Raw genomic sequence first — 12875 nt, 5'->3', positions numbered from 1 at the left:
AATATTTTTTAGCCACATAAAAACTACATAAATATTTATTATTATATGATTATAGAAGAAATTTGTTTTCTTCTCATCAAGATGCCCTAAAGTTATTGCTTGGGCATCTCCCCTAAATAGCTTTGCTATAATACTAAGTCTATTTAATTATTACAAAATAATAATGAACCGCAGGAAATAATTCATGGTTTGAAATTTTATGCTTATAGATAAATCTCGATTCCACTGGAATCATAACCATCAATTACATATTTAAATTTTTTATTTTTTAATTTATTATATATATATATTGAAGAAATATGCTATTTCAGCTTTTAAGGATTAATTATCTGCTACTTCCTAAAGCTGGCTAAAACATTATGATTGCTGAATCCTTTTAAGGAGCGGAGGATATATTATTGGGGTGAATCCTCGTGAAGGCTACTCTATGGCCTAACCCGTCAACTAACTTCGTAAGCAAAATAGAGGAGGATTTTAATGATAAAGAAAAAATTATTGCTATTCATTGCTTCATCACTAATAATGGTGAGCCCACTTGTTAACGGTACAAGCTCTAAAGCGCTTCCGTTGACCTATAACCCTTCTACTTTAAATGAAAACACTCTAACTAAGCTAATAGGTACAGACCTAGATCAAAAAATTTTATATTATACTAATCCAAAGTTTTTTGATGAGTTTAATAAACCTTACATAATAAGATACATAGTTAGTGAAGGAGATACTATTGAAAGTATATCTAAAGACTTCATAATCTCTCCAAGCAGTATTATAGTTTCTAATAAACTAAATGAACATTCAGAATTAAAAGCTGGACAAGAATTATTTTTTCCATCTATAGATGGAATTATTTATGAAACTAAAAAAGAAGACAATCTTTGGTCTATAGCCAAAGACTATAATCTTTCGCCAGAATCTATAATTAGAGAAGATAAAGCTAATCCTGCTATATTATCTATAGGTGAAAAGTTAATATTAAAGGGAATTACTGAAATAAAGGTTAAAGATGACTCTAATGATATAAACGTTAAAAGTACTTCTAATAATATAAATGTTAAGAGTACTTCTAATGAAACAAAAACAAAAAAAGCTGATTCAGATGATATGAATAATAAAACTTATAAAAAAACAACTAGCACTCAGAATACTTCTAGTAATTTCATTTGGCCTGCTAGTGGAGATATCTCTTCAAAATTTGGTTCAAGATGGGGTTCTAAGCATACTGGCCTTGATATTGCTGTTGAGACCGGAACTAGTGTTAAAGCTGCTGCTTCCGGAAAAGTAATCTTCAGTGGTTGGAAAGGGAACTATGGTAACTTAATAATAATAGATCATGGTAATGGATATAAAACCTATTACGCTCACAACTCAAAGCTTTTAGCGAAAGTTGGACAATCTGTCGATAAAGGAGCTATTGTTTCATTATCAGGAAGTACAGGCAACTCTACCGGACCTCATTTACATTTTGAAATTAGGCAAAACGATGAACCTGTAAACCCTCTATCTTTTCTTAAGTAAATATAACTGTAATAAATATAAAAGCAACTTAAACTGCCCTTTATTCAATAGAGTTTAACCATTGAATAAAGGCAGTTTAGTTTTGAAAAGCACTTTATTTAAGCTTCTATTTCCTTAGAAATTTTTATAGTAGATTTATGTTTTTTCGCATTTATTCTGTTCTTTACTAACTTAACTATTTCCCACCAACCAGAAGAAATAAAACCCATAATCACTGAATATGCTAACATTTTTATATCAAGGGCTTTAGTTTTAAAAATAGGATTAAGCATAGGAATATAAATTATAGCTAAAACCATTAGTAATGCTATACTATTGATTAAAAGCCTTACTCCATTTTTAGCGCCTTTAAATACATTAATAAGGTATTGAATATTTGACCTGTTTACTAAAACTAAAATAATATTTGAAGATACTAGACACATTAATGAAAAACTTCTGGCTAAGTCTACTTCTACTCCAGAATCCACCAAGTAATGGAATGGAAGAAAGGCTGCTAGAAACATAGTTATACCTTGTAATATTACTTTTAATGTAAGTCCTTTTGTAAGCAAGGGCTCCTTAGGTGATCTTGGTGGTTGTTCCATAATATAAGGTTCCGCATCCTCCACCTCAAAAATAATAGAACAAGTTGGGTCTATGATGAGTTCAAGAAGTACAATATGAACTGGAAGCAGTATTTGTGGCAAATTGAACACTGGTGAAAACAATGCTAATGCCACAATAGGTATATGAATTACCATTATATAAACCATAGCTTTTCTAATATTATCAAATATTCTTCTTCCATCTTTTACGGAATTAACTATAGTAGTAAAATTGTCATCCATTAGTATCATATGAGCTGCTTCTTTTGCCACTTCCGTTCCTCTTTTTCCCATAGCAATGCCTATATCAGAATGCTTAAGAGCTGGAGCATCATTAACACCATCCCCAGTCATAGCTACTATCTCCCCATTAGCTTTTAAAGCCTTAACAATTTTCATTTTGTGCTCTGGTATAACTCTTGAGAAGATATCACAATGCTTCACTGCTTCACATAATTCACTTTCTGTCATATTATCTATGTCTTCACCTGTAATAGTACAGTCCTTGAATTTTAAGCCTATTTCATTTCCTATAGCCATAGCGGTTTTGCTATAATCCCCTGTTATCATAATTACCCTAATACCTGCTTTTTTACAAAGCTCTATAGCTTCCTTTACCCCTTCCTTTGGAGGATCTTGTAAACCTATCAATCCCTTAAAATTCAATGAATATCCGTCTAAATCTCCTTGAATATTATCTGTAGTTGCTTCAGCAAAGGCTAAAACTCTTAAACCTTTAGCCGCCATATCATCAATAGCCCTATTGATTTCCCTCTCTTCCTCTTTGCTTAAACTACATAAAGGAAGTATAGTTTCTGGAGAGCCCTTAGCTGTAACAAAGTACTTATTATTTAAATCATATATATTAGCCATTCTCTTTGTTTTAGGGTCGAAAGCTATCTTTTCTCTAATATTCATAAGATATAAACTGCTTAAATTCTTTAAATTATTTTTAGCACAGCCTACTATAGCTTTTTCCATAGGATCATAGGGATCTTTTTCACAGGACAAAACCATTAATTTGCTAAATTCACTATTTACGAACTCCTTTACAGTCAAAAATTTATTATCAATGAAAATAGTCTTAACAGCCATTTCATTTTTTGTTATAGTACCAGTCTTATCTACTGCCAATATTGTAGCTGATCCTAGCGTTTCTACAGCAGAAACTCTTCTCATTAGAGTATTCTTTTTAGCAAGTCTAAAGGCACCCATAGACAAGAAAACCGTAAGCACCACGGGAAATTCCTCTGGAATTATAGCCATGGCTAAGGTTATTCCCGATAAAATGCTCTGTATCAGGTTATGATTATAAGTATAAGATAATATAATAACTATCAAACAAAGAAATAGTCCTGCTATAGCTAAATTTTTAACTAAAGCTTGAGTTTTCCTTTGAAGCGGAGTCAATTCTTCCTTTGCTTCACTAACTGCTTTGCTGATTTTCCCATATTCAGTACTAAAACCTATGGAGAGTACTTTTGCAGTGCACTTACCAAATATACATAGGGTTCCTGCATAAACAATATCTTTTCTCCAATAGTCCTTTGAACTATTGTCTTCATCATCATAAAGCTTTTCTTCCATACTTTTAAAAACCGGTTCAGCTTCTCCTGTTAAAACAGATTCATCTACTGAAAAATTTGAAACCTCTAATACCTTACAATCTGCTGGAATTCTTTCACCTTCAGTAATATAAACTATATCACCAGGTACAAGATCACTGCTTTTAATAGTCTGCACTTCTCCATCTCTCCACACCTTAATATGAGGACAGGTTAATTCTTTTAATGCATTCATAGTTTTTTCAGTCTTCCATTCTTGAATAAAAGTAATAGAAGCAACAAATGCAACAAAAAATAGCATAATACAGGCTTCCCTTGCTTGCCCTAGTACAAAGTAAAGCAATGCAGTTCCTACCAATAGCAAAAACATAGGTTCTTTAAACACACCTAAGAATTTTTTAATAGGGTTAGCTTTTTCATTTTTTACAAATTCATTAAAACCATATTTTTTTTGAAGTTCTTTTGCTTGTTCCGAGGATAAACCTCTAAATTCTCTACCTTCCATAATTAGTACCTCTCTTTAATAAATTAAGCGGAGTATATGCATTACATTGCATATATTTATATCCACATTAGTAGTATATGCAAAATTAACCAAAATGTTATCAATTGATAATAGTATAAGGTTTAATATATAACTTATTTCCTCAGTTGTCAACGACTAACTGCTATTATAATTATTTTCAATTGATAATAAACTCCTTTATCTATTGGTGCTAATTTACAACTCACAAAAGATCTCATATTTTGTTTACACCAAACCATATTTTTCATTATTATTAAAAATATTTATGTTTTATATGCTATTTTTCGAGTCATAGCTCTCTCTTAAAATATTGATTATATGAGATTAAAATGTAACATCTTACACCCTAAGTCATACTATATAATTAGGATAAAATATTTAACATATTATTCTTCTATAAATAGCCTTAATAAGTATAGTAATTTATAAGGGAAGATTTTATGGTTAATGAACTTTTAATTGTAAATCTTTTAATGTCTAAGTATACCCTCGATGAGGTACATAAGCTAAAGCTTTTAATATATGCACTTATCCTTTCGCTCTCAAAAAGTGAACAAAAAAAAGATGCCCCTAATACTGAAGTAAATTCTTCAGAGAAAAGCTCAATAGATGACTCCGCATGTAAAAATTCTGCATATAAACAAAGCACTAGTAACGATACCGATACTGCTAATTCTTATAACTCCAATGCATCAATATCTAATACTGATACTAATACTTATACCAATACTAGCCCTAATACTGATACTAATACTTATACCAATACTAGCCCTAATACTAATACTAATAATAATTCTTATACTAACACTAACGCTAATACTAATACTTATAATGCTAATATTAATAATAACTCTAATATTAATTTAAGAACTAATATTAATACCAATACTACAATTAACAGTAGTGATGAAAATATATTCAATCTTCTAAAAAACGGGTTTCAAGGAACAAATACTACCTTACTATTAACAAGTGGTGAAACTGTCACTGGTCAGGTATTAGGCTCCTATTATGGTAATGTAATAATGATAAAAGTTGGTGCCATAATTAAATTTATAGATGGAAATTCTATCATAGGTTTTTACTAATTATTCACCTTAGAATAGATACATACAGATGAAAGGAGGCGCACAGATGAATCTAAATGAAATAATTCAAAGATTTAGAGGAGTTAATATTACCTTAATACTTGATAGTACTCCTTTTCCAATCGCTACTGGCGAAGTTCTTGATGGACCCACTACAGTGCCTGGATTCTTAAATTTAAGATTAACAGCTGCCTATGATTCCTTTGCTGCTGGAACCACAGTATTATTTTCACCAAGACATATAATTGCGGTAGCTTAATATAGATTGAGTAGGGGAGGATTTAGACTATGCAAATTCCTCTCCTTTACCTTTTACCTTTCTTTATATGGAAACGTCGTAAGCTTTTACCTTTGTTTCCCTATACATACTAAAGAAAGGAGGTCCACAGATGAATCTAAATGAAATAGTTCAAAGATTTAGAGGGGTTAATATTAGAATAATACTTTCTAGTACTCCTTTTCCAATTGCTACCGGTGAAGTTCTTGATGGATGCACTACAATATCAGGCTTCCTAAACTTAAGATTAACAGCTCCCTATGCCACTTTTGCGCCTGGAGCCACAGTATTGTTTTCACCTGGGGATATAATTGCACTAGCTTAATATAGATAGAATAAGGGAGGAACTAGATTATAATTATCCAATTCCTCCCTTAAGACTGTATATTTATAGTAGTAATGAGAAACTATTAAAAATTAACTTTTACATTTTTCTCTGTTTCTACGATTATTTTACCATTTTTAATTACAAATAATCTGTCTGGAATGTCTATTATTGCTTCACTTACAGCTTTTGTGTCAAGAAGCACTAAGTCTGCATTTTTTCCTACTTCTAAACCATAATCTTTTAAACCTAAAGCTTTAGCAGGATTTGAAGTTATCATAGGCAGCACTGTTGGCAGATCGTCTGCTCCACCAAGGTGAGATACTGGTATAGCAAGCATTGCTATTTGCATTAAATCACCATTTCCATAAGGTGTGAAGGCATTTCTTATATTATTGGATGCTAAACACATATTAACACCACCATCACGTAAAGCTCTCACTGGTGTAACCGCACGCCTTACATTATATTCATCCTTTCTTCCACCCAAGTGAAGGTCTGTAGCTGGTAAGCTCATAACACTTACTCCTGCTTTGCTCATTAATTCAATGATTGGTTGTAATCTTTCCTTTGGCAGCGCCCCTAGGCTTGTTAAGTGACCTACAGACACCTTTCCTTCAAAGCCTTCTTTTATGGTCTTTTCGCAAACATACTCTATAGTTATGCCATCAGCATCATCCTTAAAATCTTGATGAAAATCTATAGGTCTGTTGTATTTTTTAGCTATTTCAAACACTAAATCAATATGATCTTTTGCTGGCATATCATTATAGGGAATACCGCCTACAATATCTGCTCCCATTTCCATAGCTTGATACATCATTTCTTCTGTTCCCGGACACTTAAATATTCCTTCTTGTGGGAAAGCAACTACTTGTATGTCAATTAAGTGCTTAAACTCATTCTTTAACTTCATTACAGTTTCAAAGCCAGTAAAGCCTTGTGTTGGATCAAATTCTGAGTGGGTTCTTATATGAGTAGTCCCCTTCTTTACTAACATCATAAGAGTCTTTCTAGCTCTTTCTTCTATGTCCTCTCTTGTGAAGGTTGGTTTTAGCTTTCCTGTAACTTCAATAGCTTCCCAAAGTGTACCTGATTTATTTGGAAGTCTATCTGCAATCAATGCTTTATCTAAATGAATGTGACTCTCTATTAAGCCTGGAATGAGAACTCTTCCATCTGCGTTAATTTCTCTTTCAGCAGTTCCTTGAATGTCTGCCTCAATTGCCACTATCTTGCCTTTTTCTATAGCAACATCCTTTAGGCCTTCTCCATCTTTAATTCTAACTTTTCTTAAGATTATATCCATGGAATATACCTCCTTTATTGTAAAGATTTATTTTATATTAAAAATGATATTACTAACAATAATGCTACACAGCCTCCAACCCACTTTGCATTACCTTTAACCACATCTATAATTGGGATTTGGAATCCTGAAGAAAGTGCCTGCATTGTTATATTTACAAAGCTCATCTGACTTCCAAGTCCTACCCCCATAGCTACAAAGCCTAGGGAAACTGGTGAGAAGCCAAGAGAAGCTACTACTGGCAATACTAAAGTCAATACTGAGCCTACATAGGCCCCTGCTGGTACTCCAACAAGGAATCCTGCTAATACCGCTGTTGGCACCACTAAAGCTGCTGGTGCAAGCTTTGCAACACTAACTATGGATGAAAAAGCTCCAGTTTCTCCTATAATGTTAATGAATGCTAAGAATATACCTACACTGAACAATCTTACTAGTATATAATTTGAACCATCTACCATAGAGTTTACTGATTGATTTAAGTTCATCTTTGTACATAGGAATATTAAAGCTACTGTAACTATTGTGTACATTAATGGAGAAAGTAATGGGAATCCAACTAAATTATTTACAAAAGGTCCAAAGATAACTGAGAATAGTAAGAATATGGCTGGCACAGTGTTTTTAAATAATTGTGCATTAGTCATACCTTTAAACTCTTCACTTTCATCCCCTTGGAATAAAGCATTTCTCTTTTTAGCTCCATAGAATCCTATAATTATTGCTATGACTACAAAAGCTATCCAATAAATTCTCATAGTTGATACATAATCGCCTACAGCTATATTACCAAGCTTTGAAACTATTCCAGATTCAAGAGAAGCTGGTGAAGTTGTGAAGGATACTGCAGCGGCTATAGACATTCCTGCGATTAATTCTGGTATAGCTCCAACTGCTGTGAAAGCTAGAGGTGCTATAACCATAGCGCTTCCTCCACCTATACCTGACATATAAGTAGCTGCTGCCTGTAGTATTACTATAAATGCTGCAAAGAATTCAACTCTTCCTTTGATACCACGTCTAACTAGGGTTAGGGCTGAAGTATATCCACCGGACTTAAAAACCGCCATAGCTAAAGCTGAGTTTATAATTGGCACGGTTATTGTAAGCATGGATGGTATAGATTTTAATAAGAAGTCATTAGCTTGAGCAAGAGTAATTCCACCTATAATCATTGCCATTACTCCACCAATAAATCCTGCTACAAGCATGTCCACTCTTTTAAATAATAATACCAATATAACAATTAAAGGAATTACTGTTAATAATGCATAGGCACCCTGAGGTGTCTTTGGTGCTGCTGCACCCTCCGCTGCAAATACTAATATATTAGACATTAGTAAAGTAAACATAAGTGCTAATAAAGTCATTGAAAAAAATCTTTTTTTATTCATAATGCTCCTCCTGTATATAGATTTTTTGTATAGGTTTACAGGGCTTATTTATCAGTTCTAGAACTTTTCTTTTCATAAATAATATTACAAATAAAGTGCTCTAGTAACAATGTATAAAAAGTCTATACTTTTAACGCATTGGTTGTATAATTTGCACAATAGCTTTTACTATAGTTCTTATAGAAATAATCTAGTACCTGTTTTACCTTCCAAAGCATCTTGAAGTTTGTCTATAGAGGTAATTATTACATTTTTACCACCTTTTTTTAAGAAATATATAGCCGCATTTATCTTTGGTCCCATACTACCTTTAGGAAATTGTCCTTCTTCCATATATCTTAAAGCATCTTCTACAGATAACTGAGCAAGGTTTTCTTGATTAGGCTTTCCAAAGTTAATAGCCACTTGATCTACTCCTGTCAGTATAAAGAAATAATCTGCCTTTATCTCTGCTGCTAATAAAGCACTAGCAAAATCTTTGTCTATAACTGCCTCTGTTCCTTTTAGCATTCCCTCTTCTTCAATTACAGGGATACCTCCACCCCCAGCGGTTATAACTAATATATCTTTATCAATTAAAGCTTCTATAGCTTCTTTTTCTACTATTTTTTTAGGCATAGGTGAAGGTACTACTCTTCTATAGCCTCTACCACTATCTTCTACAAAGGTTATACCTTTTTCTTTCATGATTTCTTCTGCTTTTTCCTTCTCATAAAAAGGTCCTATAGGCTTTGTAGGATTTTGAAAAGCTTGGTCTTCTTTATCTACAACTATCTGGGTAACTACTGTAGCTACAGACTTTTCGATTCCTCTTTCCTTCATTTTGTTATGAAAGGCTTGCTGAATTAAGTAACCTATATTTCCTTGTGTCTCAGCATCACAAACATCTAGAGGATATTTAGGAACTACTTCCGAAGCTAGTTCTGTCTTTATAAGAGTGTTTCCTACTTGCGGTCCATTTCCATGAGTTATTACCACGGTATATCCTTTTTCCATTAGCTCTAGAACTGGACTGCAGCTATTATAAATATTTTCCTTTTGCTCTTCTATGGTTCCTCTTTGCCCTTCCTTTTGTATGGCATTTCCTCCAATAGCAAGCACCACTTTTTCTTTCATATTATTTAACCTTCCATTCTTTTATATTTTTATAAAAACATCACAGTAAATATTTCGATTTATCCTATGCTGAAGTAGTTATAGCCAATGCTTCCTTTTCCTTTGAAGCAAGCCCTTCATAAAGAAGGGCTCGTCATAAACTTTACTCCTCAACCAATTCACCAAAGGCTATAAGAGCTTTGACAAAACAGTCCATAGGTGCTGTTACTATACCTGCTCCAATTTGACCTACTCCTGGTTCTTTATGTGCCATTCCTGTATTGATAACTGGAAGCAACCCAGTTTCTACTACTTTTCTTATATCAATACCAGTAGGTACTCCTTGGAAATTTAAATTCGCCATTTGATATGAAGGATTGCTTCCTTCAGTGATTTCTTCCATATCCTTTGTGTATTGAATGGCTGCTTGTACTGATGTAGCACCTACAAATTGAACTACTGCTGGAGCAGCTCCCATAGCAAAACCGCCTAATCCAATACATTCAACAATAGCACTATCCCCCATATCTGGATTTGCATCTTTTTCACTATAGCCTGGGAAATATAATCCTTTTGGCATATTTACAGGAGCTTCAAACCATTGATCTCCTAATCCACTCACTTTAATTCCAAAGTTTGTACCATTTCTGCTCATAGCTGTAACTATAGTGGAACCCTCTATGTTCTTAACAGGATCCATAGTAGCTTTAGCATTTGCCATGGCTATATTTAAGAAGAATTGCTCATTTCCGGTTATGAAATCTGTGATTTCTTGTAACTGTTTAATGTCTTCAACCGCTCTTACTATATAAGGCATTATAGTTCTTAAGAATATAGAAGAAGCTCCTACATTTCTTTGATGCATCTCATCCCCCATAGATAGAGCCTTAGCTGTAAGAACCTGCAAGTTAATTGGACCTGATAAAGCTAAAGCTTTTTTGAAAGCTGGGGCCAATACTTGTTCTAACCACTTTAATCTTCTGATTACAGTTTCATCATTAGCTCCAAAACGCATAACCTTTCCTAAGCCTTCATTAAAGGTGCTATAGGCATAATTGCCAAAGGTTTCATTTTTTACTACAAGCAAGGGCATAGAATAAGTTATCATACCGGTCATAGGGCCCACACAGCCCATACTGTGATTGCTTATAAACTTAACCTTACCACTGGCTGCCATGCTTTCAGCCTCTTCATAAGTAGCCGCTAGACCTTCGTAAATTATAGCTCCAACTATAGCTCCTTTCATAGGTCCACACATGTCTTCCCACTTTATTGGTGGTCCAGCATGTCCTATAGTCATAGGATCCATGCCTGGAATAACTTCTTTAGCATATTTTACATCCACTAAAAATGTATTAGCTTTTTGCATTCTTTCTAAGGCAATCTTATTAGCTTCGTTTATATTAAATTTCATTTGCTCCACCTTCCTATTTCTTATTTAATTTTGCTAGTATTGCAAGTAATTTAGGGTCTCCACCCGCTGCTGGTCTCCAATCGATATGGATGCACTCTACATTTTGATGCTTATTAGCTTCATGAAAAGTTTCAAGGCCTATATTTACAACCTTAACCTTGGTTTTAAATAAATTGCTTATTTTATCCATTGTGATTTCCTCCTATTATTTCGCCACAATCCTTTGTTTTTGAAGCGACTAATACAGCTAATCTCACTGCTTGTGCATTTGAAGGCATTACTATAACTCCTGCTTTCTCAAGCTTTTCTACTTGCTCTTTTCTATTTTGTATATCTTCATCAGTACCACATACTGAAGCGATATAGCTTATCTTTCTACCTTCAGTCTCTAGCTCTTTATTTATCTTTCCTATAGCTGATATTAACTCTCCAGCCATATCTTCATGAGAACCATAGCCTAAAACTACATCTAATAATATTACTGCTGTTTCTTTGTCTAAGGCTTCTTTTCTCATTCTCTCTAACCTTACTCTTGGATCTATCATTGGATGAGGTCTACCATTAGTGAAGTAGTCGTCCCCTAAATCTAGCACAGTATTTTTTTCACTAACTTCTATATTGTTTAATAAGCCTTTTTCATCCAATGGAGTATTAGAATATATATCTCCCATAGTGTCTTTCATTAGAACCATTGCCTCTGAACATAATGTTCCGCCAGAATAAAGACCTCTTATATATTTTTGCTCTTTATTAAGCTTACTTATCTCTTGTGCAAGGATACTATTAATTCTTTCTTTATCCTCAGTAAATATCACTTCTTCTACAGTAGTTCCCTTTGCAAGGCTTACTGCCGCATAAGCTGCATCTTCTAAGGTAAAGGTTTGAATAACCCTAGGATTCTTGATATTTATTTTGCTGCCACTTATAAAACAAGTAACTACGGGCTTGTTTATTCCTTCTACAAATTTAAATATTTTTTCCATAACAGATTTATGAGGTGGTTTTGATATAATCATTATTACTTCAGTTTCATCATCTTGAGCTAGAGCCTGTAATCCCATTAGCATCATTCTGCCTCCAATGGCTTCCTTTACATCTCTACCGCCAGTACCTAAGCCTTGAGAAACCCCTTCTCCTAATCTGCTTACTAAACAGGTTACTTCTTGTAATCCTGTACCTGCCGCTGCCACCATTCCAATCTTTCCTCTATTAACTAAATTAGCAAAACCTAAAGCTGTACCACTTATTATAGTAGTTCCGCAGTCAGGTCCCATCATTAAAAGTCCCTTTTCTATAGCCTTGTCCTTAAGCTCAATCTCATCCTCAATGGATACGTTGTCACTAAATAACAATACATGAAGATCATTTTCTAAAGCCTTCATAGCTTCATTTTTAGCATATCTTCCTGGCACTGATATTACAGTAAAGTTAGCATTGGGTAATCTTTTTAAAGCAGTTTCTAAAGTTCTTGCCTTTAGATCCCCTTCTTGAGCTGTATCATTTTTCTTTTGAAGCTCTTCTTCTACAGTCTTTACCACTTCTTCTATTTTTGATTGCTCTTCTGTTTTAACAGCAATGACCAAGTCATTAGCACTGATTTCTGCATTCTCAGGCAATAACAATCCTGAATCGGTCATTAATCTTTTGTTATAATCTGTAGCCATCATTATTGTGGCATCCAAAATACCATCCATAGAAGCAATTTTGCTGGAAAGCATCATTAACGTAACTGAATCATAATAGGTGTTCTTTTTAATAATATTTTTTATTATCATAGCTA

At 33.6% G+C, this 12875-nt stretch carries 11 protein-coding genes and 1 riboswitch; of the genes, 4 read left to right on the top strand and 7 right to left on the bottom strand.

The features are described 5' to 3' along the window. The first annotated feature begins 354 nt into the window (after nucleotides 1-354). Nucleotides 355-474, top strand: a riboswitch (cyclic di-AMP (ydaO/yuaA leader). Nucleotides 475-477: 3 nt separating this feature from the next. After that, nucleotides 478-1515 (top strand): peptidoglycan DD-metalloendopeptidase family protein, encoded by a 1038-nt coding sequence (locus BN2665_RS20110; protein ID WP_055668904.1) that lies wholly within the window; start codon nucleotides 478-480, stop codon nucleotides 1513-1515. A 98-nt stretch (nucleotides 1516-1613) separates the two neighbouring features. Here BN2665_RS20110 and BN2665_RS20105 read toward each other — a convergent pair whose 3' ends face one another. Beyond that, a complete protein-coding gene (locus BN2665_RS20105; RefSeq protein WP_055668903.1) occupies nucleotides 1614-4172 on the bottom strand; it encodes a cation-translocating P-type ATPase in 2559 nt (852 codons plus the stop codon). A gap of 461 nt (nucleotides 4173-4633) precedes the next feature. Between BN2665_RS20105 and BN2665_RS20100 the strand changes: the two genes are divergently transcribed. From BN2665_RS20100 to BN2665_RS20090, 3 genes are all read left to right on the top strand, one after another. Next, nucleotides 4634-5281, top strand: a complete 648-nt coding sequence (locus BN2665_RS20100; protein WP_055668902.1) for a hypothetical protein — start codon at nucleotides 4634-4636, stop codon at nucleotides 5279-5281. A gap of 46 nt (nucleotides 5282-5327) precedes the next feature. Beyond that, a complete protein-coding gene (locus BN2665_RS20095; protein ID WP_055668901.1) occupies nucleotides 5328-5540 on the top strand; it encodes a hypothetical protein in 213 nt (70 codons plus the stop codon). Between the two features lie 130 nt (nucleotides 5541-5670). Next, entirely contained in the window at nucleotides 5671-5883 is a 213-nt protein-coding gene (locus BN2665_RS20090; protein WP_055668900.1) for a hypothetical protein, read from the top strand. An 85-nt stretch (nucleotides 5884-5968) separates the two neighbouring features. On the opposite strand, the gene BN2665_RS20085 is transcribed toward BN2665_RS20090, so the two are convergent. The 6 genes from BN2665_RS20085 to fdrA all read right to left on the bottom strand — a co-directional run bounded on the left by BN2665_RS20085 (nucleotide 5969) and on the right by fdrA (nucleotide 12870). Further along, nucleotides 5969-7192, bottom strand: coding sequence for an amidohydrolase family protein (locus tag BN2665_RS20085; RefSeq protein ID WP_055668899.1), 1224 nt, complete (start codon nucleotides 7190-7192; stop codon nucleotides 5969-5971). Between the two features lie 32 nt (nucleotides 7193-7224). Next, nucleotides 7225-8586 carry a hypothetical protein gene (locus tag BN2665_RS20080; RefSeq protein ID WP_055668898.1) on the bottom strand — a complete coding sequence of 454 codons (1362 nt, stop codon included), beginning with the start codon at nucleotides 8584-8586 and terminating at the stop codon, nucleotides 7225-7227. 177 nt (nucleotides 8587-8763) lie between these two features. Then, nucleotides 8764-9702, bottom strand: a complete 939-nt coding sequence (arcC, locus tag BN2665_RS20075; RefSeq protein ID WP_055668897.1) for a carbamate kinase — start codon at nucleotides 9700-9702, stop codon at nucleotides 8764-8766. Nucleotides 9703-9844: 142 nt separating this feature from the next. Beyond that, nucleotides 9845-11095 carry a YlbE family protein gene (locus tag BN2665_RS20070; RefSeq protein WP_055668896.1) on the bottom strand — a complete coding sequence of 417 codons (1251 nt, stop codon included), beginning with the start codon at nucleotides 11093-11095 and terminating at the stop codon, nucleotides 9845-9847. Nucleotides 11096-11108: 13 nt separating this feature from the next. Beyond that, the gene (locus tag BN2665_RS26455; protein WP_074042372.1) at nucleotides 11109-11285 is read right to left on the bottom strand and encodes a fdrA domain protein; all 177 of its coding nucleotides are present in this window, start codon (nucleotides 11283-11285) and stop codon (nucleotides 11109-11111) included. Next, complete coding sequence (gene fdrA / locus BN2665_RS20065; protein ID WP_055668895.1) at nucleotides 11278-12870, bottom strand: acyl-CoA synthetase FdrA; 1593 nt, start codon at nucleotides 12868-12870, stop codon at nucleotides 11278-11280. The genes BN2665_RS26455 and fdrA overlap by 8 nt, the downstream gene beginning before the upstream one ends. Nucleotides 12871-12875 lie beyond the last annotated feature (5 nt).

The sequence above is a fragment of the Desnuesiella massiliensis genome (assembly GCF_001403615.1).
Taxonomy (GTDB): Bacteria; Bacillota; Clostridia; order Clostridiales; family Clostridiaceae; genus Desnuesiella; species Desnuesiella massiliensis.
The sequence above is the reverse complement of the archived record's forward strand: the minus strand, read 5'-3'. Positions and strand labels throughout refer to the sequence as shown.